Raw genomic sequence first — 25,428 nt, 5'->3', positions numbered from 1 at the left:
TAATGAAAAGTACAAGGTCATCGCCTTGTGCTTTTCCATGTATATAGTAGTTCATTTATCAAAGAACGGTGGAGTTTATGGGCAAAAATAATGCTATTAAAGAGAAAGCTGCCATTGCTTTTATTAGTATCATATCTATATCGTGGATATTTTGGATGCAAATCACTCATGTAAATCGATATGCAGCTTCATGGGATCAAGTTGATTTTGTCCTTGCGTTGGAACGATACGATTTAATGGCGATGCAGCCCCATTTTCCAGGCTATCCTTACTTTATTTTAGGTGGTTATTTTATTCACTTTTTTCTAGAAAATAAAGCGGCGTCATTGACAGTGTTTAATATTTTGTTTTACTTTAGTGCTCTTTTTCCAATGTATAAACTGGCAAGGGAGTATGTTTCGAAATCATATAGTTTACTAATCGCTGCGATTCTTTATTCTTCAACTTATATCATGATTATTGTCAATCAACCAATGTCGGAAGGAGCTGCAATAGCAGCTTTATGGTGGTATTTTTGGAGTATTAATCATGCTATTAAAAAAAATAAACTATTGTTTAATATTTTACCGTTATTTGTTTTTAGTATATTGTTAGGGATTCGTTTATCTTATCTACCTTTTGCAATAGGGTTGCTTCTCCTGTTTTATATAAAGTGGAGAAACAAACAATATAGATTAAGACATATTATTGCATACCTGCTTATTGCGGGTGCTTTTCAATTCATTTGGGTAGCAGGTCTAGTATTGTCTGAAGGAAGTATAAAAGGGTTCTTAAAACTGTCATTGGCATTTACAAGCGGACATTTTAACAGTTGGGGCAACACAGCGGTATCCAGTGATGTACCTTTTCTAACAAGGCTTAAAACGATAGTGATTAATAATGTTTTATGGACGGGAATTTCTTCTCAAATTATTTGGTTAGCGATAGTATATGCTGTTGCTATAGGCTTGTTTATTCATTATTTCAAATGGAATGATATAAAACGTGATTCAAGTATGCAACTAGCAATAATTATGAGTAGCAGCTATTTTATATGGGTAGTAATTGGTCAAAATATTGATAAGCCAAGACATATTCTTCCTTTAGTCATATTTTTGCTCTTTATCATGTTGATAAACATTTTGAGGAATTCTAGGAACACTATGCTAGTGCTATTCTTTATTGTCCTTCTGATTTCACAAATTTATCATTCATATACGTTAGTCATTGAACAAGCGCAGGCTAATCCAGCCGCATATCAACTTGCTGATTACTTAAAGTCACACGAAGAATCGGCAATTGTATATACTTGGGAGGAAACAAGAGTTTTGGAATATGTTAATGTTCCCACTTCTCATAAAAGGGTAAAAACCTTTGAAATTTTTCTGCATGATATATCTTATTATCCCAATAAAAAAATTTTAATAACGAATAAGGTAGTAGAAGGGTTTAAAGCACAAGGTATAAACGTGAATGCAAATATTAAACAAATAAAAAAGTTTCATTCTAATTCTATTTTTGACCCCGTGTATCACGATATTGTGCTGTATGAATGGATCAAATGATTTGAATTACAACCTTAACATTAGAAAAGTAAACGAAAAGATGATTTCAGCATTATACAAAGTCACCTTTTTTTATAATTTTATTTCCTTTTTTTACATGTAGTTCATCTTTGATTAGTATTGCTGGGATAGGATGAAACTAGAAAGTAGAAAGGGTGATGAATAAATGAATCAGGCTATAACTTCAATTGTTTTACGTTCACTCATTTGTACCACTATCTTTCTGTTTATATCCGTACCTTCTAGTACTTTTGCTCAATCAACTAACCAAAATGAACTTCCTTTAGGCATTTCTGGACTTCCTGAAACTCGCTTTGTTCAACAACTAACACCAGGAGTCACTTATACTTCTATAAAAAGAGGGAAATCGTCATTTAAAGAGTACTATTCTGTAGATATGGGGTTTTTTTCAGATTTAAAAAAAGCAAAAGTAACGAAACAAACATTAAAAAAACACGGGTTCGATTCGTTTATACTGCCGATTTATAATGAACGATATAATGATTTATATAAAGACGTGCTAGGCTATGTCATTAAATCGGGGGAATTTAAGACACAATCCGAAGCTATTCAGTTAAAAGAAGAATTAGTTGAAAAGGGATTTTTAAACGTAAAAGTCTCATATAGTGGATGGGAAAAAAGAAATATAACAGGCCCTTGGTCTATCCATATTATTGAAATCGACCGAAACCTTATCCATCGCATGACTGCATCTTTAGCATTAAACACCGTACAAGGCAGAGAAACAGTCTCAAGTATCGCTAAGCGGATGAATTCACTTGTAACCATTAACGGTGGATATTTCATTATGCACAAACATGCTGGAACTCCTGGAGATTTAATAGGTATCTCTGTTGTTAGTGGAGAGCTAAATAGCGAAGCCATTAATAACCGTTCGGCCTTTGTGCTAGGCGGAAAGTATACAGTCATTACTCCAGTATCTACTTCTTTATACATTCAATCTTCAAAAGGTGCTGTAAGAACTATAGACGGCTTGAATCGTACGATTGGAAAAATAAGAGGGTGCGGAAGGCGTTCTAATCAACAACTCAAGCATAATATTACTTGTATCAAGCATAATGAATTAGTCCAGTATCAGCCTATTTATGGAACGAGAACCCCTGCTGGTAAAGGAACAGAAGTAGTATTAGACAGCAAAGGGACGGTCATTAAAATAAGAAATTCTCGCGGACAGTCTATTCCCGCTAAAGGGTCTATTATTGCTGGAATAGGCGAAGGTGCAGAGTGGTTAAAGAAGCACGCTGTAATTGGAGAAAAACTGATGATTTCAACAAAAGTAATGAGTAATCAAATTCCAATTTCCCTTACTAAAGAAACCCACATTGTAAATGGCGGGCCGCTTTTATTGAAAAATCAACAGTATATGATTGCAGCTAAAAAAGAGGGATTTGTGCATAGTGATAAGTCTTTTTATAAGTTTGGCATTAAGCGAAATCCGCGTACGCTAGTGGGCATTAAACCGAATGGGAATATTCTGCTTGTTGTAGTAGACGGTAGAAATGAGCAAGTTAGTGTAGGACTTAGTTTGGAGGAAAGTGCTATATTAATGAAAGCATTAGGCGCACAAGATGCCTTGAATTTAGATGGCGGAGGTTCTACAACGATGGCGATTAACGGAAAAGTCGTAAATCATCCATCCGATGCAGCAGGAGAGAGGACTGTCGGCGATGCAATTTCGTTGATTATGGAGTAATATGTAAGCGTATTTAAATGAAAAAAGCCAGTTTCCTTGTATGTAAAGGAATACTGGCGTTACCTATTTAAAGAAGAATAAAGTTTTACTTAATCTTATTGAGTTTCAAATTCTACCGTTCTGTTCCTCGTTTTTCTCTTCCTTTCCTTCCTCTTCTTTTTGTTTCTGAAGTGCAATCAAGGCGTCTTGTTCATCGATTTTCCCGTCTCCATTTAAATCAGGAATAATATTTTCACTTGTTGTTGCTAGAGTCGGGGCTGCCGTTACCGTTGTTTTTGGTTTTATAGCAAAAGTAAACACCATTAACAGGATAATCAGCAATCCAGCTACACCATCGATAATATAGAATATCGTTTTATAGTCGGACCAGAGGATTTTACTGTCATCGATTTTTTTCTCGGAATTAGCAATATAATGTTTTACTTCGGAGTGATTTGGGAAAATCCTTTCGACAGCTTCAAACTTTTCTAATGCATTTTTGTAGTAACCGCCCCAATATAGTGTTAAGCCTTCTTTATAGAGCTGATCTGTACGACTTCTTGTATTTTTTGCTCCTGCCTGATTAACGAATTCTTTAACGGTATCGACAGGTACGGCAAAATTGAAGCCTTGAACCTCCTGACCATTTACGGTATCTCCTCTAAATGTTAACAATCCAATAATTTGCCCTTTTTCATTGATTACCGGTCCACCGCTGTTTCCATGGGTTGCCGCAGCATCTAATTGAATAACGGGGCTGCCTTGTTCTGTTTTCTTGGAAGTAGCGGTAATTTGTCCTGCGTTCATGGAAGATTCTAAAGATGAATCAGGGGATAATAAATCTGAATCTGCTGCTGCAGGATATCCAATGACCCAAATATCATTTTGGTCCTCTATCGTTTCTGAATTTCCAAGTGGTAAAGTAGGAAGGTTCTTTCCTTCAATTTTAAGAACGGCCACGTCTTTTCCTTGGTTTATAGGGGCCCCATAGCTTTTTACTTCACCGTCAAGAACATCTCCACCAGGTAAAATCACTTTTAATACTCGAGTGATTTTCGTGTATTTCGTGTAGCTGAGCATATAATTATAGGTCCATTCATAATCCTCTTGGAAGTAGTCAGCAATTCCAGCAACTAATTGTTGGAAAGCGGCGTTAGCGAGGTCATCATCTTCCATCTCAGAGCTTTCGACAACATGAGCATTGGTCACGACATAGCCATTAGGGCTAATAATGGCACCTGAACCAGATCCACCGATAAGGGTCTGATACTCTATTTCTTGCAGGTATGCATCAACTAGAGGTCCAGCTTGGGTCAAATAATCATTAAATTGCCATTCAACAATTGAATAGTCGATAATGCGTACGACTGCTGGTTTTGAATATTCAGATAATTTTTCGGCTTGTTTAATGTTTGACGTGTCAGGCTTGATGCTTAATAAGAAAAACGACGTCACAATCATGGCGATAAGTAAAATACTAATCGGCACAGTAAAAAGAGCTCTCTTTTTCAGTACGACCACCTCTTTTGGTATGAGAATAGGAATTGCAAATCACATACAATATATTCATAGACAAGGTCCGATAAATTTTGTACCAAAAAATAAAATAAGCAGTAAGACTCTGCAATTAGTGGGTGTTAAATTCCGTTAAAACAAACAGGCAGAAAACGAGCTAAACAGGGACTAGTAAGATAAGAGATAGTAACTGAATAGAATAAAAGAAATTATTGATTATAATTATTTTATGTTAACTAACTATTTTATAAAGGAAAAATAAATTGATCGAATGTTTTGCTATATAAACGGAATTCTTTGCAGAATCAAAAATTATAATATATTTCATAATTTATCTCGGTAGAATATATATAATCTCTTTACTAAATATATTAAAAATGATATTTTATTTTTATTATAATCCAATATTTGGATTTTTTTACCCTCTCATTGTAGGGGAATTCCTTTTTTTTGAAAATGTAAAGTGATATGATTAACTTATTCCTATTATGTTCGCATCGACGCTAGTAGGAGGGAAAGAATATATTGGGTGGAATTAGAAGTAAATCTATCAAGGTCGGCCAAATGAACATTGAAATAGCCATCCTGACTATACAGTCGATGAAAAGGTGTTCCACATTAAAAAAGACTAATAGGGGGATGGTTCATGAACATGCTTATTAAGGATATGATCATGAAAACGTCAATACGGGTCAAGGAAAACCAATATCTAAAAGAAGTATTAACATATTTTGAACAAACTGATGTCAATAGTTTACCGGTATTTAATATTTGTAATCAATTAATAGGTATTTTAACTAAAGATACTGTAATGATTGGAATTCAGAATCATGAAAATGTAGTGTCAAACTTACACTTGGATCAGGACTATATGATTGTTTCAGAGAATGATCATATTCAGGATATTATAAAAAAACAGAAAAAGTTTTATTTAGTGGAAAACAAATATAAATCTATTATTGGGATTATTAGCCACAATGATCTTAACTATGTGCATATAAGTACACTAGAGCGACGTTTAAAAGAATTAGAAGCTGTATTTGAACATGCCCATAACGGAATTGTAGCTATTGATAAAAATGGTATCATTACTTCATTTAATCCTGCCACGGAAAAGATAAGTGGGGTAAAGAGAGAGGGTGCGTTAGGTAGGTTTTTAAATGATGTCTTTATTCCGAGTGGTATGCTTGAAGTTCTTCGTACTGGAGAACCACAATATGGAACGAAATATCAAGTTGGGAATCGAAAGTATATTTCGAATCGAACACCTATTATAGAAAATGATGAAGTGACGGGTGTTGTAGCAGTTTTTCAGGATATTTCCGAAATTGAAAAAATTTCAGGAGAGCTGCAATCTGTTCGTGAATTAAATCAACAATTAGAAGCGATCATAGCTGCTTCATATGATGGGATTGTGATTACAGATTCAACAGGAAAAATCATCAGATATAATCAAGCGTTTCTCACATTCATTCAAGGTGACACCAATGATAATCTTAATGGGAAGGTTATTTTTGAAGTTTTTCCTTCTTTCAAAATTGAAAATATAAAACAAATGTTAGAAGGGAAACAATCTATAGCTTTATTGAAAAAAACTGAAGACAATGTAACCTTAATTATTACGGCCAATCCTGTTTTTAATAAAAATGAACATATAGACTTTGTTGTAATTAATATTCAGAATATTACGAAGTTCATTCGGTTGCAAGAAGAAGTTGAAAATAATAGGAGATTAACAGAACGTTATAAAGAGGAATTAGAACAATATCGAGTAGAACTCAAATCTCGTGCTAATTTTATTGCGGATTCCCCAATCATGAAAAAAGTAGTCCATATTGCTAAAAAGGTATCGGCCTTCGATTCTACGGTCATGATTTTTGGGGAATCAGGAACGGGAAAAGAAGAGCTTGCAAGGATTATTCAATTAAACAGTGTGAGGAGCGAGGGTCCTTTTATTACAATTAATTGTGGAGCTATACCAGAAACCTTGCTTGAATCTGAATTATTCGGTTATGAAGCGGGGGCATTTACGGGTGCGGGAAAGAGTGGAAAGCCTGGTATGTTTGAGTTAGCTCATAATGGAATTATCTTTTTGGATGAAATTGGAGAATGTCCTCTTTCTATACAGATAAAGCTGCTGAGGGTGATTCAAGAAAAAGTAGTAACTCGCTTGGGTGGTACTAAATCTATTAAGATAGATGTTCGGATCTTGGCAGCTACGCATCGCAATTTGGAGGAACAAGTTAAAAAAGGGGAATTTCGCGAAGATTTGTTTTTCCGTTTAAATGTAATTCCTATTACATTACCGCCGCTTCGAGAAAGAACAGAAGATTTACTGCCCTTGATTGAAATGTGTTTAAATGAGTTGAACCAAACATATGGGATGTCTAAACAGATAGCATCGGATGCCTTTGAAATACTTTTTCGCTATAAGTGGCCAGGAAATATTCGAGAATTACGAAATGCTATTGAACGTTCTTTTGTGCTGTCTGAAGGAGAATACATTAATGTAAAAGATTTTAGTTTTTTACAAAGTGAAATGATTGAGCAAGATACGGAAATAGATGATGAAGAAATTCTTCCGTTAAAGGAAGCAGTTATGAATTTTGAAAATAAGCTCATTAACAGAGCGTTGAAGAAGTATGGAAGCACATATAAAGCTGCTAACATTTTAAATGTAGATCAATCAACTATTGTTCGTAAGTTACAAAAAATGAAAACGTAAACAAAATCAGAAGGAATAAGGAGTAACAAAACAGCCTACAAAAATATGGATGAATCCGTTTAAGCTAGCTATTCATATAATCGGAAAATTTCTAATAGAATTTTTGATAGACTTTGAATTAAAAAGACAATGAATAAATGAAGGAACGTATCACAAGTCGATTTTTTTGCTTGAACACGCTCCTTTTGAGTAACAGGAATGTTGATAACAGCATTCCTGATTTTTTATTTCTATAAAATTCCTATATTTGTGCCCCTCTTATATAGATCTTTTGATTTTGAAGCTACATACGGGCAGAGGGAGTAATCTTACTTTCAAGGATAAAAGGAATGATGTATGACTGATGTATTATTACATTAGATGATGAAAGCAGACATTGTTTTTTAGAGGAAATGTTTGAAAACCTCCGTATATCAAGTGTTGAGAAATGGCATGATTCTTGCAAATAATTAAATAAAGACATTAAAAATTCTCAAGAATAAAAGGTGGTGATCATCTGGTTGTTCAAAAAGTATCTAACTTGTCATACTTACTTACTTCACGTTCGATTGCAGTCATAAGTGAAACTTTCAATCCTCATCAGGTTGGCGGAAGAGTATTATTAAACTTACAGAAATCTAAATATCAAGGTAGAGTTTATCCTGTTACTTCTGAGTTTGAAGAAACTTTCGGAATGAAAACGTTTTCAAGCTTGAGCAGCATACCTGAAGAAGTAATTACAGTAGTTATTACGTTACCTCCCAATTCTGTTTTACCTATTCTAGAAGAGTGTGTAGAAAAGAAAGTGAAGTTTATTATGATTACCAGTACAGATGTTATTGAGAGTGAAGATGAGAAGTTTGCTTTTGAACAATTATTGAAAACTTTTACTGAGGAAACGGATATTCGGATTCTAGGTCCGGATTGTTCAGGAGTATTTAATATTGGTAAATCTATTGGCATTTCTGGTGTTGCAGATTATGAACCAAACCGGTTACAAAACGGCAAGATTTCACTTATTACGCAAGGGGAAGGGTTAGGGAGAGCCGTTTTAGATGCAAACGACTTAGAAATTGGGTTTAATTATTGGATTTCTACGGGGAAGGAAGTTGATTTAGAAACAGCTGATTTTATCCAGTATTTTTCCCATGATGTTTCCACTCAAGTTATTTTAGTGATAATCGAAAGATTAAAAGACAAATGGAAATTTCAAAAAGCTGCAGAGAAAGCAAGAAGGTTCGGAAAGCCTCTTATTGTGCTAAATATAGGACAGGGAGAGGAGGAGATTTCCACTAAAGAAGAATGTAAGCAAGTTCATTCTGATTTTTTTAAAGAACTGGATATAATCCAGGTTTATGATCTTGATGAACTTCTTAATGTAGGTTGGTTATTCTATAAATATGGACATCCGCAAGGAAATCGGATTGGTATATTTTCTTACTCTAATGGAGTATCAGCATTACTAGCTGAGAAATGTAGACAAGCTAATCTATCTGTTCCGGATATTACAGGTGAAACAAAATCAATAATTCGGGATTTTTTTCCGAATCTGAAGACTCCTGCCAATCCAATAAATATGAAAATATCTGTCTATCAAGATATGAGTGATGTTAGTGAATGTCTAGAGCAGTTTACGAATGATCCTCATCTAGATATAGTATTTGTTCTTTATTCGTATAAATTAGGAGTTTATACAGAAATGTTAGTGAGGCACACTATAAAATTGGCACAGCGGGTGAATAAACCAATTATTCCATTATGGTTATCTTTATCAGGTGAATTAGAGGTAAGTTATGAAATTTTGAAAGAAAGTGGACTTCCATTTTATTCGTCCGCTAATGCTGGTGTCAGTGCTATCAAACATTTTACAGATTATCATATGAAAATAAATCGATTAAACACTCTTATGTGAAAGATTTAAAAATACCAGGATTCCCAGTTAAATGATCGAATACACCATCTATCAGCGATATCCGCCACTGCTTGGAGAACATACTGATGAAGTATTAAATGAACTTGGCTGCTCCGATACACAAATTAAAGAGAGCGAAGCTATTTTGACTTAGAATAATTCATCAAAGACAAGCGATTGCATATGTGATGCTACGCAATAAAAAAGGGGGACATATGTATGATGGAAAAAAGCCAATCAAATCGAAATTGGATTATTGTATTCGTCGCTTGTTTTTTAGGTCTTATGGTAGATGGAATGGATTTGCAAATGCTATCGTTAACAATTCCTTCTTTAATGGAAGAGTTCCAAATTACAAAAACACAAGCAGGGATTATTAGCACATGGTCTTTAGTCGGTATGGCCGTCGGTGGCATTATAGGTGGTTGGCTATCTGATCGATTTGGTCGGGTACGGATGGCAACCTATATGATGATTGTTTTCTCTGTAGGAACTGCTTTACTTGGTTTAGTGCAAACATATGAGCAATTTATCGTCGTTCGATTTCTTTCTGCTATCGGGATTGGAGCGGAATATTCTATAGTCACGATGCTTATGGCTGAATATGTACCAACGAAAAAACGGACAACTATTTTAGGTTCATTGCAAGCTGCTTATTCAGTCGGTTACTTAGTAGCGGCCTTATTGGCAGGAGCAATCTTACCGATTTATGGATGGCGGCCCCTTTACTTCATTTCTATTTTACCGGTAGCTTTAGCTATTTATATCAGATTTAAGATACCAGAACCTCAAGGTTGGTTAGAAGCAAAACAACAACCGAAACAATTCAAGAAAAATGAATGGCTTACAATCTTCAAAGAGCCGAAAACAAGAGCAATTTTCCTTTTCTGGATTATTACTTCAACCTTTTTACAGTTTGGCTATTATGGTGTAGGGACTTGGTTGCCGACTTATATTATCGAGGATTTAGGGTTCAATTTTAAGACGATGACAAGTTATCTTGTTGGAAGCTATACAGCCATGATTTTAGGTAAAATTCTTGCAGGTTGGTTAGCAGATAGATATGGCCGTCGTAATGTATATATTCTAAGTGGTTTATTGACAGCTATTTCTTTACCGGTCATTTATTTGTATAACACACCAGGCAATATTATTATCTTACTTACAATTCTTGGATTTTTATATGGTGCACAGTATGGAATTAATTCAACATATATGAGCGAAAGCTTCCCGACACACATTCGGGGTACAGCTGTAGGCGGTGCCTATAATGTCGGGCGATTTGGAGCAGCGATAGCACCTATTATTATCGGTATTATTGCCGAAGCTCAATCCATTGGGTTCGGTCTAGCTACGCTAGGTATAGCCTATGCTTTATCCGGAATTATCCCAGCCCTATTTATTCGAGAAAAAATGTACGATCCATTTAAAAATAAAGAAAACAGTTTGGATAATGAAAATGAAAACGTTTCCGAAGATCGGGTTATGTGATGTGAAAGTTGAGTAGGTTAAATAGAATTGTGAGTGTTAGATTTGTCCCGTTTAATTATACTAGTTTAAGAATTTGAAAAGAGAGTGAAAAATGATGTAAGAGAATGTGTTTAATAAACAAAACATACCCATCAATACATGAAAATATACTAGTAGTTTAAAACCGTTGACGCTCTAAGCGTCAGCGGTTTTTTTATGTTTTGGCCATAAGAGTGATATCGGAGAGAGTGTGGGAGTTTGACCAAAATATGAATTAAATTGGTCAAAATTAAGAAGACTAATCTCATGCTCTTTAAACTTTGTCGTATTTATCCAATCTAAGGTGTGATTAGTATTTAAAGGTTGCCTTGTTTTAGTTTTGATAATATAATATTTCGGTATATAAAATTCGGAAAAGTTTAATTACTTAAAGTTAACGTGTGGAGGACAACTATGTCGGGGAAATTTCCAACTTCTTATATTATTGTTATCGGTTTAATGTTGTTTGCATTATTTTTTGGGGCAGGTAACCTCATTTTCCCTGCTATGCTTGGTCAATCTGCCGGGGAAAATATTTGGGTCGCCAATGCCGGATTTTTAGTTACGGGTGTCGGTTTACCATTGCTTGGTATTCTGGCTTTTGGATTTTCGGGTAAAGATAATTTACAATCGTTAGCTAGTCGTGTTCATCCGATATATGGTATTGTTTTTACAATAATTTTATATTTATCTATCGGTCCTTTTTTTGCAATTCCTAGGGCAGGGACTGTATCATTTGAAATTGGCGTTAAACCATTCTTATCACAAAATGGGGATTCGGTGCCTTTGTTAATTTTTACCGGTATTTTCTTTGCAGTAACGTGTATTTTGTCTTTGAATCCATCTAAAATTGTTGATATTGTTGGAAAGTTCTTAACGCCAATCAAATTAACTTTTATAGGTATCCTAGTAATAATTGCTTTTATTTTTCCTATCTCTCAATTTCAAGCACCTATACCTGATTATCAAGTTAATCCATTTTTTAAAGGATTTCAACAAGGATATTTGACAATGGATACTTTAGCTTCTTTTGTTTTTGGTATTATTATAATTAATGCGATTAAAGAGAAAGGTGCTACGACTAAGAAGCAAATTATGAGTGTTTGTATTAAAGCGACAGGAATCGCTGCAATCATACTCGTTCTTTTTTATACAGCTATTGCTTATATGGGAGCATCAAGCGTAGGGAAACTTGGATATTTAGATAATGGGGGAGAAGTTCTAGCGGGTGTTTCCCATTATTACTTTGGTTCATATGGTAATGTACTTTTAGGCCTTCTTATAACAGTGGCTTGTTTAACAACAAGCGTTGGTCTAGTGACAGCTTGTTCGTCATTCTTTCATAGTCTATTTCCTAAAATCTCTTATAAAGTCATTACGATTGTTTTATCAATTTTTAGTGCTATGGTTGCTAATATTGGTTTAACGCATCTTATCACTATTTCAGAGCCTGTCTTAACGGTGATTTATCCACTTGCTATCGTACTGATTGCCTTAACCTTCTTACATTCATTATTTAATGGCCATCGGAAGGTCTATCAAATCAGTTTGCTATTCACATTTATTATTAGTCTATTTGATGGACTTACTGTAGCTGGTTTTCAATTTCATAGTGTCGATGATTTCTTTAATCAATATGTGCCGTTATATAGTATCGGTCTAGGTTGGGGACTTCCAGCTATCATTGGAGGCCTAATAGGATATTTTATTAGTAAATTAAAACATAAAAAGTATACAGTATTAGAAGATATTAAACAGAAATAACCATATTTGAATATTCTCAAAGAAAAGGCGTTCATAAAAGTATAATACTTTATGAGCGCCTTTATTTTTAAACAATTAAAATAAAGATGTTTTAAAATGCATACCCTGTAGGAGAGTCAATGGGATTCACTGCCACTTTATTCACTTTTTTAGCACCACTAGGTTTCCTTTCATTCCTGTTTGATGCTCTAACTCTAATAAAAAAGAATGTAACGCTTCTAGTCCTTCCACCGTATGTTCAATCTTCACGCTGCTTTTATAGGGCACTTTTTTATGCAAGAACACTTGAACTTGAATTTCACCTTTTGAGACATCCAGACCCACAACTGGATTCATTCATTATCTCCTCCTTATTCAGTAGATGATTGACCGTTAACCTCTGTCTCGCTTGTAATACGGAATCACAATGTCCCAACGAGCCTAATCATGTGTTAACAAGGTAGATGTGTAATAGACATATCTTTTTTATTTTGGACTGGGAATTTTAGTGGTGTCTATGTTGATGGTTTTAAAGTACTATTAATCACGTAATAATGGTGTTTATACTAAAAACTTACTAAATCATTGATGAATGACTATTTTCTAAACGTAATCGATAATGTATTATTATATAGAAATACTTTCGAAGGTACGCGTGCAAGTAGATAAAATTAAAGAGTCCATTAAAAAGAGGTTTTATGAATTTGAAGGAAGCTATAATATTTTTGCATGGGGTAGTGGGAAATAAAAATGTATTTAAGACAGAAATAGATACATTAAAAGGTAGATATAATTGTATAGCTTACGACTATTATAATTCCGAAAACTTAGGAGCGGATTGTCCTTTTTCTTTGGAGCTATTACTTCAACAGCTTTATGATCAATACAAGAGAAACGGAATTCAAAAGGCTCATTTGTGCACATTAAGTTTTGGTTGTATAGTTGCCATGGCTTTTAATAAAAAATACCCTGAAATGGTAATGAGTTTGACTTTTGTAGGGGGATACTTTTGTGGTGTTCCTTCAACATTGCATAAGAACCGTATTAAATTATTAAAAGAAAAACCACAATATGATCATAAAGCATGGTTGAAACGATATGCATCCGCCATAAATCCAAATAAAAAGCAAATACAAGAAAACTCAGAGGCTATTTTTGTAAAGAATGCTTTGTTGCTTCATCCAAATGTTTTCGAAAAAGCCATTAGGGTGCAACTTGAATATGATTCGAGAATGGATTTAATGAATGTAAAACGTCCAATTTTATGGGTAATGGGCGAATATGATGAATTATATAAAGAAACATTAGCGGATTTAGAACAATATGTTCCGCATGTTGAATATCACGAGCTGCAAAATGCTGGACATGTAGCCCATATTCACCAGCCTGATCAATTTATGTCTATATTTCAACCTTTTCTAAAAAAAGCGAGCAATCAAAGAAGCTTAGCTTTAGAACTTATAGAGATATAAATAACAACCGTGTAGTGTTTTTACCTATCTTTAAATTGGGCTTTGCTAAGTTAAAGATACGTTTTGGTGGGCTACTTTGTAATAGTGTGATTAAAATATGCTTGTTTTGTCGAATTTTGTCCATTTGTGTAATAATCTTCTTGCAGAAGAGAGTTTTGGCTAAAAATCTATGTTGATTTTTAACTATGCTACTCACAATACTTAATGAACTAAACGATAATTAACGGTTAAATATCAGCAGGAGGTAGATCGATAGTGTCCATCAAGAAGAAACTTCCATTAATTTTCACTTTGTTGGTATTATGTATTTTAATAGCGAATAATGCTTTACATTATTTACGATCTAAACAGCAATTAATAAATTTTAATGAAAAAGAAATAGCGTTAATTACTCAGGAAGTATCGTATCAGGTGGAAAGTGCAAAAAAGGGATCTTTATTTGTAGAAAATATTCTTGGGAGAGAATTAAGAACGGCTTCTATTGCTATACAAAACTCGTTACCTTCTAAACATGAAGAGATAACTAATGAACAATTAAAAGCATTGGCTGATGAGCTGATGATTTCACATATTACTTTATTAGCTCAAAAGGAAAACGATATTATCGGTGTAAAATCATCCGATTCACATGAAGTTAACATGTCAACAAAAGAGTGGGGATATTGGTATGATGCTTTTCAACAGCTTTTCTCTTTATCGCCGGTTAATGTAAAAGAAGGGGTAGCCCTGCCAAATTACTGGACAGGTCCAACTGAGATTGCTTCCAGCAACCCTGATCATACAGATAAATGGGGTTACTTTTACGATGGCTCTACTAATTTTATTATTAATCCCTATTTTCGTGACAATCAAGTATTAGAGTACGAAAAGCAATTTGGTCCCAGCAATGTTATGGAGAGGTTTACGAAGGAACTTGATGGTGTAGTGGAATTGACTGTTTTCAACCCGGAAAAGTTCGGGAAAAAGAGTAGGATTATTAATAAAAATGGATACAATTATATTCGAATTGCTGATCAACCGATTTGGTATGGTACGTATAACTATAGCAACCAAGAATTAGATACAGAGATGATTCAAAAAGCTATAAAGACAGGAGAGACACAGCACTACACTGAAACGATAAACGAAAAAAATGTTAGGAAGACATTTGTTCCTATTAATACCGATGTAGATGTACCATATGTTATTGGTGTAACCTACGACTATGGGTTAATGCAGAAAGAACTAAACCGTGAATTGCTGAATCATCTTTTATTATTGATTCCGTTTATACTTGTTGTGTTAATTACAAGTTTTGTGTTTTCTCGCTCGATTACAAAACCGATTGGTTATATAGTTGGACAAGTAAACGAGATTGCCCAAGGAAAATTTGGGAAAAATTTAATTTTGAAACGAAAAGATGAGTTAGGACTTCTTACACGAAATGTAAATGCCTTATCGAATTTTTTGCAAGCTTATGTAACGGATTTAAAGCAGAGTCAAGAAGTCATTGAGTTTCAAGCATATCACGATTCTCTTACTGGACTTCCTAATAGAAGGTATCTTCAGGAAGAGCTAAATAAGATGATTGTAAATACAAAACAAACAGATGGTTCGGTAGCAGTGTTATTTATTGACATAGACCGATTTAAAGATATTAATGACTCATTAGGGCATGCGCTCGGTGATGAATTAATCAAGCTTGTATCAAATCGATTAAAGAGCTGTCTCTCTAGTACAAACAGTTTTGTGACCAGACAAGGCGGGGATGAATTTGTTATTTTATTTAAAAACCTTAAATTAGAGAAGGTAAAAGCGGCAGCTGAAACGATTGTTACAGTCATTAAACACCCTTTTATTATTGAAGGAAATGAAATACATGTAGGTGTGAGTTGTGGTCTAAGTTTATACCCAATGCATACGGAGAATCAAGATACTCTGATGGTCTATGCCGATATAGCGATGTATGAGGCTAAGAAACAAGGGGGCAGCAAAGTTGTTGTATATAACGATACAATCAATATAAAAAATGAAGAGAAGCTGCGTATAGAAACTCGATTAAGAAAGGCTATTAAAGAAGAAAAAATTGAAGTTTATTATCAGCCGAAAATAAATGCTAAGGAAAATATCATAACTGGGGTAGAAGCATTGGTAAGGTGGACAGATGAGGAACTTGGATTTGTGTCACCAGATAAGTTTATTCCTGTTGCAGAGAGTACAGGATTGATTCATTCTTTATGGGAATTAGCGATGAAGAAAGCTTGTTTCCAGGTAAGCAAGTGGAATGAAGGTCGTTTAGAGCCGTTAAACCTTGCTGTAAACTTTTCACCAAAGCAATTTCAAGATTCTAGTCGACTAATAAAACAGGTCGTAGACATTCTTTCTGAGTCCAAATTGTCACCTGCCTATTTTGAAGTGGAAATTACAGAAAATATTTTATTTGATCATTCAGCAGAAACTATAGAAGCTTTGGAAAAGTTACGAAACTACGGAGTTTCTGTTTCAGTGGATGATTTTGGGACAGGGTATTCTTCATTCAGTTATTTAAAAACATTACCTGTTGATAACCTTAAGATTGATCGAACATTTATTCAAGATATTCAGGAGGATTATAGCAATTCCGAAATCTCTGAAGCTATTATAACGATGGCACGCGGCTTACGGTTACATGTAATAGCGGAAGGGGTTGAGGAAGAGCATCAAAAGGAGTTTTTATTAAAGAACGGATGTTATCATATGCAAGGCTATTTGTTTAGTAAGCCACTTAGTAAACAGGATTTCGAAAGATTCCTTAAAGAGAACTATTAACTTAATTAATACTAATTAATTATAGAAAGAATCAATGCATACTACCTTTACATTCTTCTTTTAATTATTTATGATTAGCTAATGTTAGTAGATAGCGAGGATATCGATTCCTTGTATATATTTCAAATAAAGGCTATGTTATATGACGCTGTTGATTTCGGATTAACGAGGTTATATAACATAGCCAGAATAAAAGAGAGGTACTTAAGAAAATGTCTTTCAATGAACAAAAATTAATTGCTCAAAAATTCCCGGATATATTTGAGCAAGATGATGCTACTGAAATACATAGAAAAATTGATCAATCTCAACATTTTATGGAAGCGGTTAAAGGATTAATTGAGCTCTGCGGTGATGATCCTAATCGAGACGGTCTTATAGAAACTCCATATAGAGTATTAAAGGCATTTTTAGAATATACAGAGGGCTATAGAGAAGATCCTAAAGCTCATTTGTTAAAGACTTTTGATGTAAATCATCAGGAGTTAGTTTTAGTAAGAGATATTGAATTTTATTCGATGTGCGAACATCACTTTGCTCCTTTTTTTGGTGTAGCCCATGTAGGATATATCCCTAATGAAAAAATTACTGGGTTATCGAAGATTGCTCGTATGGTGGAAGGATATGCGAAGAGATTTCAGGTTCAAGAACGATTAACAACCGAAATTGCAGAGGCCATTGAAGAAATTTTACAACCTAAAGGCACGATGGTAGTAATCGAAGCCAAGCATATGTGTATGTGTGGCAGAGGAATCAAAAAGTCGAATGCTTCGACTGCAACATCATCTGTTCGCGGAATATTTGCTGATAGATCCGAGACACGTGCAGAGTTTTTATCGATTCTTCAAAGACCTAGTGTTTTATAGGAACAGAAAAGGCGTAACCTAAATTAAATTGGGGTACGCCTTTTTATTAGTAAAAGAGGGGAGCAGTTTCATGCGAACATTACTAATTGATATGGATTCTGTCATATGTGATTTAATGTCAGATTGGCATGATCGATATAATAAAGACTATGATGATAATTTGACGGTTGATCGGTTAAAGTGCTGGAATTCTGAGAAGTATGTAAAACCTGAATGTGGAATAAAAATATATGATTATTTGAAAGAACCAGGTTTATTTAGTCGTTTAAAGCCGCTTCCGCATGCAGTAGAAGTTTTAAAAAGATTATGCAAAGATTATGAAATTTTAATCGTAACGAGCAGTGTTTCCAGTGCCTTTGCCGAGAAGGAAATATGGGTGGAAAAACATCTTCCTTTTATAGGGAAGCATAACATGATTTTTACTCATCGAAAAAACATGATTGTCGGTGACCTGTTATTTGATGATGCCCCGCATAATTTAAAAGAATTTGCTGCGACTGGAAGGCTTGCCGTCGCTATGGATTATCCTTACAACAGAAATATTGAAGTTCCTAGAATTGGAAATTGGTTAGAATTTGAAAGGTTCCTGCAAACAGAAGCTTGGGTGGAGATTTCATGAAACATATTGATGTTATCATTATTGGAGGAGGGCCGGCAGGAATGTCAGCAGCAATATGGTGTAAGAGGCTGGGGGTTGATCATCTTCTTCTCGAAAAAGAAGAGAAGTTAGGTGGACAATTAACTCAAATTCATAATGAAATTATAGATTATCCAGGCTTATATGCTAAAAACGGAAAGGTAATGCAACAGGAATTTGCCGCTTATTTTCATAATGCAGGATGCTTATATAGATTACATACAAAGATTTTATCCATCGATGCTTCATCAAAAACTCTTAAAATTCAACAGGAGAATAAGATAGAAAAACTTCACTTTCATTATTTAGTTTTAGCGATGGGGTCAGGACCAAAGTTGCTGGAAGTTCCGGGAGAAAGGGAGATGATTGCTAGAGGAGAAGTTTACTCTGCGACGGCGGATAGATATCGATTTAAAAATAAAGTCGTAGCCGTTGTAGGAGGAGGAGATCGAGCTTTAGAGGGGGCTATTCTTTTAGCGGATGCAGACGCTGCAGTTTACTTGATTCACCGATCTGAAAACTTTAAGGCAAGAAGTCAATATGTGGATATCGTAACCAAGAAAGAGAATATAAAAATAATCACAAATACTCGAGTGACCTCTATCCATGGAGAACAGTGTGTGACCTCAATCGATTTGTTAAATAACAAAGAGAAAGCGTTTTCTTTGAAGGTAGATGCTGTTTTCCTAAGGATAGGAAGTAAACCAAACAGTGAGCTTGTGAAAAGTCTTGTTAAAGTAGCGGAGAATGAATTGATTGTGACCGACCGTATAGGTCAAACAAGCAACAGTGCTATTTATGCTATTGGAGATATTTGTACAAATCCTTTATTTTCGAGTATAGCTTCATCAAATGGACAGGCAGCAATCGTTGCTAAGTATTTATCGTTACTATTAACAAATGAGCAAACTTCGAAACATAAGTTTATTTCTAAATTCAAACCTTAGCTCTGTATTTTATGGAGCTGAGGTTATTTTATTTGTTCAGATTTTAATTATTTAGAAGTCTCTTCATACAAGATAAAAGAAAAATATCTTTGTAGTGAACGAATGGATAGTGCTAAACGTCATAGTAATAAAGTTAGAGGAGGAATAGGCTGTGAAAAATTGGATATTTCAGAAAACATTTTTGGCCTTTTTATGTATAGGTCTTATAGGAATCGGATTTTTAGTGCCCGCTATGATTCCGTTATTGGAGGAACAGTTACAATCACTTCCGAATGTACCTGACCTTCCTTTTGAAGTGCTTGTTATTAGTTCTTTGATCAATCCAATGATTCTTTTAATTATTGCGATTATAGTTGGTCAGCTGACAGCTCCAAGATTAAAGCTGGATTCATATTTATATCACCATATGCAAGAGAATAAAAGCATATGGAAAACGTTTAAATCCAATCTTCCCATTGGAATTATTCTAGGAGTTATTGTATCTGCTATTTTCTTTAGCTTTGAACTGATATTTCAACCATATCTACCGGAAACCTTAAAAATGAGTGTAGAATCAAGAAATGTTGTAAACACGTTAAACGGAATATTCTACGGTGGGATAGTCGAGGAACTATTACTCAGATGGGGACTTATGTCCTTGCTTATTTGGATAATGTGGAAAGTTTTTCAACGGTCAAAATCAGCCCCTTCTGCAGCAATATTCTGGATTAGTATTATCATCAGTTCCATCTTATTTGCATTAGGTCATTTAGGCATTAATATGTTAGCTGCTCCATTAACACCACTTATTTTAACTCGAATGCTGCTTCTTAATGGAATTGCTGGAATTGTATTTGGCTGGTTATATTGGAAAAAAGGCCTCGAGATTGCAATGATTTCACACGCTGCCTTACACATTACTACAACAATTATAACGAATATTTGGTTTTTATTATGATGATTTAACTAGTTCCTTCTATCTTAAATAATGAATAATTAGCATAAACTGGTTAACTGTTCATATCCATTTTGAAGTGCGTACTATGTTTAAAATAAATGAGGTGGAGTTATGGACAATATCGATTTACAGAAAAATGGCCTTCATTTGACACGACCAACAGATTCGAATTGGAATTATCGAGTTTTCTTTTCATTAATGATGCGTACATTATTATTTATTGTATTTGGAGCTGTTTTTGTTGGTCTATTCTCCTTATTAGGAAGTGAAACACCTTTAAAAGCTGCAGAAAAGTGGTGGCCATTCCAAGCGATATTAGCTAACATCGCAACGTATTTTATTCTAAGGTCTTTTTTAAGAAAAGACGGAATTCCATATAAGAGTATGTTCAATTATCAAAAGGGGAGTCAAGGGAAATATGCTGTAGAAACATTATGGCTAGTGTTAGTAGGCTTTATTTTGGGTGGTGTATCATTATATGCAGCCGGTTATCTGTTATTTGGTACATTTAGTCTGCCTACGACGATGTTTCAAGAAATCCCTGTATGGGCACTAGTCCTTGCATTGATTCTGTTCCCTTTAACAAACGGGCTGGTTGAAACCCCTACTTATATTGGATATGCTCTTCCACGTCTCCATGCCATTACAGGAAAACAGTGGCTAGCCATTATTCTGGCTGGTTTGGCCCTTGCCTTTCAACATGTTGCCTTGCCTTTAGTATTTGATATACCTTATATGTTATGGAGATTTTTATCGTTCATTCCACTTGCCCTTGCATTAGGATTTATATATATGAAAACAAAGAGACTAATTCCTATTATGTTGGCACATTACTTAATGGATCTGCAATTAGTTATTCAATTAGTTCTGATGATGTAGATTAGCGATATCTAAAATATGTGTATCCATTTTAAGAGTAGAAAAAAATGGATACTTTTTTAAAAAATATGTAGCATACATTAGGGGGGTATAGTATATTATAAGTGGGGGGTGCTATAGGTGGATCGTGAAAACCAAGAGGACCTATTAGAAATTGAACCATGTTACTTGAATCACTCTGAGAGGGTAAGTCATCATTCTGAAAAGGTAAAGAAGAGTTTAATTAATCGTCTAAATAGAATAGAAGGTCAAATTCGCGGGGTGAAAGGCCTCATTGAAAAAGATACTTATTGTGATGATGTAATTACTCAAGTTTCAGCGATACAATCTGCACTAAATAGTTTTTCCAAAGTTTTATTAGAAAATCACTTGAAGAGCTGTGTAACAGAGCGGATTCAAGAAGGGGATTTAGAAGTAGTAGATGAACTGTTGGTTACTATTCAAAGATTAATGAAAAAATAAGGAGCGAACATAATATGGAAAAAGTAACGTTACTTGTAAGCGGAATGTTTTGTGGACACTGTGTTAATGCAGTTGAGGGTGCTGTCGGTAAACTGAACGGAGTATCCAGTGTAAACGTTCATTTAAGTGAAGGGAAAGTAGATGTAGAGTTTGATTCATCAGTGGTTTCATTAGAGACTATAAAAGAAACAATTGATGATCAAGGCTATGATGTAGCATAATGTGAATTTTATATACGTGCATAAACAAAAATGCACGTATTCTTTTTAATAAAAAACATACCTTGTAGGGGTATTTAGGAGGGGTGAAAATGACACAAGAGTTAAAAGAAACTGTACTTCCGATAACAGGCATGACTTGTGCCGCTTGTGCTGTGCGAATTGAAAAGGGAATTAAAAAAATAGAAGGCGTAGAAGAGGCGACAGTCAATTTTGCTTTGGAGAAAACTTCTATTACGTATGATCCTAATGTAGCTCATATAGAGGACTTTAAAAAGAAAATCCATGACTTAGGCTATGAAGTAATAGAGGAAAAAGTTGAGCTGGATATTATCGGCATGACTTGTGCCGCTTGTGCGACTAGAATTGAAAAAGGATTAACTAAACTAGAAGGTGTAACGAAAGCGACGGTCAATTTAGCGTTAGAGAGCGCCGCTATCGAGTATAACCCAGCACAAATTGGAACATCGGATATGGTAAAGCGAATTGAAAAGTTAGGGTATCAAGCGACTTTAAAAGAGGAACAAAAAGAGAGCATTAAAGATCTTAAAGCAAAAGAGTTAGAAACTCAAAAAGGGAAGTTTATTTTTTCGGCTTTCTTATCTGTACCATTATTATGGGCGATGGTCAGTCACTTTAGCTTTACGTCATTTATGTATGTACCAGAAATGTTTTTAAATCCTTGGGTGCAATTAGCGCTTGCGACACCTGTTCAGTTCATTGTTGGGAAGCAATTTTATATAGGGGCTTTTAAAGCGCTTCGAAATAAAAGTGCTAACATGGATGTATTAGTTGCTTTAGGAACATCGGCTGCCTATTTTTATAGTTTATATTTGTCTATAGCGTCTATTGGCAGCAATGAGCATATGATCGAGCTTTATTATGAAACAAGTGCTGTTTTAATTACATTAATCATTTTAGGAAAATTGTTTGAAGTTAGAGCAAAAGGCCGTTCATCAGAGGCCATAAAAAAACTAATGGGTCTCCAAGCAAAAACAGCAACCGTGTTGAGAGCTGGAGTTGAACGGGAGATTCCACTAGAAGATGTATTAGTAGGTGACATCGTTTATGTAAAGCCGGGTGAAAAAGTGCCGGTAGATGGAGAAATCGTAGAAGGAAGTTCAGCTTTAGATGAATCGATGTTAACAGGTGAGAGTGTTCCTATTGATAAAACAGTAGGTGACTCTGTGATTGGGGCCACAATCAATAAAAATGGATTCTTAAAAGTAAAAGCGAAAAAAGTAGGCCGTGATACAGCACTTGCGCAAATTATTAAAGTGGTAGAAGAGGCTCAAGGTTCAAAAGCACCTATTCAGCGATTAGCAGATCATATTTCAGGAATCTTTGTTCCAATCGTAGTAGGAATTGCTTTTCTTACCTTTTTAGTGTGGTTCATATGGGTCGCTCCTGGTAACTTTGCCGAGGCATTAGAAAAATTAATTGCTGTTTTGGTGATTGCTTGTCCATGTGCCTTAGGATTAGCAACTCCTACTTCAATTATGGCAGGTACAGGAAGAGCGGCCGAGTTTGGTATTCTTTTTAAAGGTGGAGAGCATTTAGAAAGGACCCATCAGTTAACGACGATCCTGTTAGATAAAACAGGAACAGTAACAAATGGCGCCCCGGTTTTAACAGATATTTTAATCGAAGAGGGCTTTGAAGAACAGCAGTTTTTAACGTTAGTAGCCGCTGCCGAAAAGCAATCAGAGCATCCACTAGCCCGGGCAATTGTTGCGGGGATAAAAGAGAAAAATATTGAACTTGTGGAAGTGGAAGAATTTGAATCCATACCAGGCTATGGGATTCAGGCAAAGGTAGATGGCCATGTTATTGTTGCAGGAACCAGAAAATTAATGAATAAGCACAACATTTATATTGAACATATGCTTAAGACGATGGAGGATTTGGAGGGAAAAGGGAAAACGTCAATGCTTATTGCTATTAACAATCAATATGCCGGTTTAGTAGCTGTTGCCGATACAATAAAAGATACTTCAAAAGAAGCAGTCCAACGACTTAAAGATATGGGCCTTGACGTGGTCATGATTACAGGAGATAACAAACGCACAGCCGAGGCGATTGCAAAAGAGGCAGGCATTGATCATGTTGTAGCGGAAGTTTTACCAGAAGGAAAAGCAGAAGCAGTGAAACAACTTCAAGCTCAAGGGAAAGTAGTCGCCATGGTTGGAGATGGAATTAATGATGCTCCAGCATTAGCGACGGCGCATATTGGAATGGCAATCGGAACAGGAACAGATGTAGCGATGGAAGCAGCTGATATTACGCTTATTCGAGGAGATCTAGGTAGTATTGCAGATGCGATTTATATGAGTAAAAAGACAATCCGAAATATTAGACAAAATCTATTTTGGGCGTTTGCCTACAATGCATTAGGAATTCCAATTGCTGCGTTTGGTTTCTTAGCTCCATGGTTAGCAGGAGCAGCGATGGCGTTTAGTTCTGTGTCAGTGGTGTTAAATGCATTGCGCTTGCAAAGGGTGAAACTTTCAGGTAAAGGGGAAGCAAACCGATGAAAAAGTGGGTGTTTTCAGCTGTTTTATATTTAGTCGTTGTCGTTGCGGGGTACGCTGTTTATGAGGCAGTATTTGGTGTAAATAAGGGTGTAGAACACAATACCCCGAAAAATGTAGCCGGGCAAAAAATCGAAGAACATAATTCACATGCTAATGCTGGAACAGAACAACGGCATGAAGAAGACAATCACGAACATGGCGAAACAAGTAGTAAAGAGAATGAAATACAGGTAACAATTAAAGAAGGAAACAAGCAGCTATTTCTAACACTAAAAGATAATTCAGGAAATCCCGTAACAGATTTAGAAATAAATCATGAGAAGCTTCTTCACCTTATTGTCGTTGATGAACATTTAGAACAGTATCATCATTTACACCCTGGAGAAATAGCACCAGGTCAATTTAAAGTGACAAGCAAATTGGAAGAAGGAACTTATAAAGCTTTTGTAGACATCAAATCAACGAGCTTACAATACGAAGTTCAACCAATTCCTTTTATAGTTGGCAATCCTGCAACGAGTGAACATGCACATAGTTCATTGCAAGTTGATAAAGAATTAACTAAAACAGTTGATGAAAACAAAGTATCTCTTATGACAACGGATTTAACGGCTAATGAACCTGTGACATTAACATTTGATGTTTATGAAGCTGTACTTGAGCCTTATTTAGGAGCAATCGGTCACGTTGTAATTTTAGATGAACAAGCGGAAGAATACCTACATGTTCATCCACTAAATGAACAAGATCCAATCTTTGAAACTCAATTTCCGCATCCTGGTATTTATAAAATCTGGGCAGAATTTCAACAAGATGGAAAAGTAACTGTGTATCCGTTTGTGGTGAAAGTTAAATAATTGCTTCTAAGGGAGCTAGTGTAAAACCCAGGATGCTTATGTTTTAAGTATTGTGGGTTTTATTTTTTTGTGGAAATGAAAACCCTAGGCTAGGCCTAGGGTTCAAAAAAGCTTAAAGCGTGGTATTAAAAAAACTCTTCTGTGGTGCTAAAATATTCTTGGTTCGCCAACCAGAATCAAGCATACAGAGGAGTTTTTTATGTCAAAAGACA

At 35.1% G+C, this 25,428-nt stretch carries 20 protein-coding genes; 18 read left to right on the top strand and 2 right to left on the bottom strand.

The genetic code is table 11. The features are described 5' to 3' along the window. The first annotated feature begins 77 nt into the window (after window positions 1-77). Complete coding sequence (locus tag D1953_RS14360; protein WP_119117878.1) at window positions 78-1,544, top strand: glycosyltransferase family protein; 1,467 nt, start codon at window positions 78-80, stop codon at window positions 1,542-1,544. Between the two features lie 166 nt (window positions 1,545-1,710). Next, window positions 1,711-3,258, top strand: coding sequence for a phosphodiester glycosidase family protein (locus D1953_RS14355; protein ID WP_119117877.1), 1,548 nt, complete (start codon window positions 1,711-1,713; stop codon window positions 3,256-3,258). A 105-nt stretch (window positions 3,259-3,363) separates the two neighbouring features. On the opposite strand, the gene D1953_RS14350 is transcribed toward D1953_RS14355, so the two are convergent. Then, on the bottom strand, window positions 3,364-4,725 hold the full coding sequence (locus D1953_RS14350) for a S1C family serine protease (RefSeq protein WP_245980158.1): 1,362 nt from the start codon (window positions 4,723-4,725) through the stop codon (window positions 3,364-3,366). Between the two features lie 673 nt (window positions 4,726-5,398). Here D1953_RS14350 and D1953_RS14345 point away from each other — a divergent pair. The 5 genes from D1953_RS14345 (at window position 5,399) to brnQ (ending at window position 12,641) form a co-directional block, all read left to right on the top strand. Then, complete coding sequence (locus tag D1953_RS14345) at window positions 5,399-7,477, top strand: sigma 54-interacting transcriptional regulator (protein WP_119117876.1); 2,079 nt, start codon at window positions 5,399-5,401, stop codon at window positions 7,475-7,477. A gap of 520 nt (window positions 7,478-7,997) precedes the next feature. Further along, window positions 7,998-9,368, top strand: coding sequence for a CoA-binding protein (locus D1953_RS14340; RefSeq protein WP_119117875.1), 1,371 nt, complete (start codon window positions 7,998-8,000; stop codon window positions 9,366-9,368). 31 nt (window positions 9,369-9,399) lie between these two features. Then, window positions 9,400-9,522 carry a hypothetical protein gene (locus D1953_RS21990; protein WP_281271559.1) on the top strand — a complete coding sequence of 41 codons (123 nt, stop codon included), beginning with the start codon at window positions 9,400-9,402 and terminating at the stop codon, window positions 9,520-9,522. A gap of 65 nt (window positions 9,523-9,587) precedes the next feature. Further along, entirely contained in the window at window positions 9,588-10,859 is a 1,272-nt protein-coding gene (locus D1953_RS14335; protein ID WP_245980155.1) for an MFS transporter, read from the top strand. A gap of 432 nt (window positions 10,860-11,291) precedes the next feature. Next, complete coding sequence (brnQ, locus tag D1953_RS14330; RefSeq protein ID WP_119117874.1) at window positions 11,292-12,641, top strand: branched-chain amino acid transport system II carrier protein; 1,350 nt, start codon at window positions 11,292-11,294, stop codon at window positions 12,639-12,641. A 141-nt stretch (window positions 12,642-12,782) separates the two neighbouring features. Here brnQ and D1953_RS21735 read toward each other — a convergent pair whose 3' ends face one another. Then, on the bottom strand, window positions 12,783-12,977 hold the full coding sequence (locus D1953_RS21735; protein WP_245980153.1) for a hypothetical protein: 195 nt from the start codon (window positions 12,975-12,977) through the stop codon (window positions 12,783-12,785). A 341-nt stretch (window positions 12,978-13,318) separates the two neighbouring features. On the opposite strand from D1953_RS21735, the gene D1953_RS14320 reads away from it, so the two are divergent. From D1953_RS14320 to D1953_RS14270, 11 genes are all read left to right on the top strand, one after another. Then, window positions 13,319-14,092, top strand: a complete 774-nt coding sequence (locus tag D1953_RS14320) for an alpha/beta fold hydrolase (RefSeq protein WP_119117873.1) — start codon at window positions 13,319-13,321, stop codon at window positions 14,090-14,092. Window positions 14,093-14,347: 255 nt separating this feature from the next. After that, window positions 14,348-16,879, top strand: a complete 2,532-nt coding sequence (locus D1953_RS14315) for a putative bifunctional diguanylate cyclase/phosphodiesterase (RefSeq protein ID WP_119117872.1) — start codon at window positions 14,348-14,350, stop codon at window positions 16,877-16,879. A 212-nt stretch (window positions 16,880-17,091) separates the two neighbouring features. After that, window positions 17,092-17,745 (top strand): GTP cyclohydrolase I FolE, encoded by a 654-nt coding sequence (folE, locus tag D1953_RS14310; protein ID WP_119117871.1) that lies wholly within the window; start codon window positions 17,092-17,094, stop codon window positions 17,743-17,745. 70 nt (window positions 17,746-17,815) lie between these two features. Then, window positions 17,816-18,364: a 5' nucleotidase, NT5C type gene (locus D1953_RS14305; RefSeq protein WP_119117870.1), complete on the top strand. Its 549-nt coding sequence runs from the start codon at window positions 17,816-17,818 to the stop codon at window positions 18,362-18,364. Further along, a complete protein-coding gene (locus tag D1953_RS14300) occupies window positions 18,361-19,329 on the top strand; it encodes an NAD(P)/FAD-dependent oxidoreductase (protein ID WP_119117869.1) in 969 nt (322 codons plus the stop codon). Before D1953_RS14305 ends, D1953_RS14300 begins: the two co-directional genes overlap by 4 nt. A gap of 151 nt (window positions 19,330-19,480) precedes the next feature. Next, on the top strand, window positions 19,481-20,266 hold the full coding sequence (locus D1953_RS14295; RefSeq protein WP_119117868.1) for a CPBP family glutamic-type intramembrane protease: 786 nt from the start codon (window positions 19,481-19,483) through the stop codon (window positions 20,264-20,266). A gap of 111 nt (window positions 20,267-20,377) precedes the next feature. Then, complete coding sequence (locus tag D1953_RS14290) at window positions 20,378-21,145, top strand: CPBP family glutamic-type intramembrane protease (protein WP_119117867.1); 768 nt, start codon at window positions 20,378-20,380, stop codon at window positions 21,143-21,145. A 120-nt stretch (window positions 21,146-21,265) separates the two neighbouring features. Beyond that, window positions 21,266-21,607, top strand: a complete 342-nt coding sequence (locus D1953_RS14285) for a metal-sensing transcriptional repressor (protein WP_119117866.1) — start codon at window positions 21,266-21,268, stop codon at window positions 21,605-21,607. A gap of 14 nt (window positions 21,608-21,621) precedes the next feature. Beyond that, a complete protein-coding gene (gene copZ, locus D1953_RS14280; protein WP_119117865.1) occupies window positions 21,622-21,828 on the top strand; it encodes a copper chaperone CopZ in 207 nt (68 codons plus the stop codon). Between the two features lie 89 nt (window positions 21,829-21,917). Further along, the gene (locus D1953_RS14275; protein ID WP_119117864.1) at window positions 21,918-24,359 is read left to right on the top strand and encodes a heavy metal translocating P-type ATPase; all 2,442 of its coding nucleotides are present in this window, start codon (window positions 21,918-21,920) and stop codon (window positions 24,357-24,359) included. Continuing rightward, window positions 24,356-25,216: a hypothetical protein gene (locus tag D1953_RS14270; protein WP_119117863.1), complete on the top strand. Its 861-nt coding sequence runs from the start codon at window positions 24,356-24,358 to the stop codon at window positions 25,214-25,216. Before D1953_RS14275 ends, D1953_RS14270 begins: the two co-directional genes overlap by 4 nt. Window positions 25,217-25,428 lie beyond the last annotated feature (212 nt).

The sequence above is a fragment of the Peribacillus asahii genome, assembly GCF_003570725.1.
In the GTDB taxonomy this organism is placed as follows: domain Bacteria; phylum Bacillota; class Bacilli; order Bacillales; family DSM-1321; genus Peribacillus; species Peribacillus asahii.
The sequence above is the reverse complement of the archived record's forward strand: the minus strand, read 5'-3'. Positions and strand labels throughout refer to the sequence as shown.

What these genes read in the sequence shown, in the direction of transcription:
- D1953_RS14335 (WP_245980155.1), top strand. Translation starts at nt 9,588, where the DNA reads ATGATGGAAAAAAGCCAATCAAATCGAAATTGGATTATTGTATTCGTC.
- D1953_RS21735 (WP_245980153.1), bottom strand. Translation starts at nt 12,977, where the DNA reads ATGAATCCAGTTGTGGGTCTGGATGTCTCAAAAGGTGAAATTCAAGTT.
- D1953_RS21990 (WP_281271559.1), top strand. Translation starts at nt 9,400, where the DNA reads ATGATCGAATACACCATCTATCAGCGATATCCGCCACTGCTTGGAGAA.
- D1953_RS14305 (WP_119117870.1), top strand. Translation starts at nt 17,816, where the DNA reads ATGCGAACATTACTAATTGATATGGATTCTGTCATATGTGATTTAATG.
- copZ (WP_119117865.1), top strand. Translation starts at nt 21,622, where the DNA reads ATGGAAAAAGTAACGTTACTTGTAAGCGGAATGTTTTGTGGACACTGT.
- D1953_RS14275 (WP_119117864.1), top strand. Translation starts at nt 21,918, where the DNA reads ATGACACAAGAGTTAAAAGAAACTGTACTTCCGATAACAGGCATGACT.
- D1953_RS14360 (WP_119117878.1), top strand. Translation starts at nt 78, where the DNA reads ATGGGCAAAAATAATGCTATTAAAGAGAAAGCTGCCATTGCTTTTATT.
- D1953_RS14355 (WP_119117877.1), top strand. Translation starts at nt 1,711, where the DNA reads ATGAATCAGGCTATAACTTCAATTGTTTTACGTTCACTCATTTGTACC.
- D1953_RS14345 (WP_119117876.1), top strand. Translation starts at nt 5,399, where the DNA reads ATGAACATGCTTATTAAGGATATGATCATGAAAACGTCAATACGGGTC.
- D1953_RS14290 (WP_119117867.1), top strand. Translation starts at nt 20,378, where the DNA reads ATGGACAATATCGATTTACAGAAAAATGGCCTTCATTTGACACGACCA.
- D1953_RS14300 (WP_119117869.1), top strand. Translation starts at nt 18,361, where the DNA reads ATGAAACATATTGATGTTATCATTATTGGAGGAGGGCCGGCAGGAATG.
- folE (WP_119117871.1), top strand. Translation starts at nt 17,092, where the DNA reads ATGTCTTTCAATGAACAAAAATTAATTGCTCAAAAATTCCCGGATATA.
- D1953_RS14320 (WP_119117873.1), top strand. Translation starts at nt 13,319, where the DNA reads ATGAATTTGAAGGAAGCTATAATATTTTTGCATGGGGTAGTGGGAAAT.
- brnQ (WP_119117874.1), top strand. Translation starts at nt 11,292, where the DNA reads ATGTCGGGGAAATTTCCAACTTCTTATATTATTGTTATCGGTTTAATG.
- D1953_RS14270 (WP_119117863.1), top strand. Translation starts at nt 24,356, where the DNA reads ATGAAAAAGTGGGTGTTTTCAGCTGTTTTATATTTAGTCGTTGTCGTT.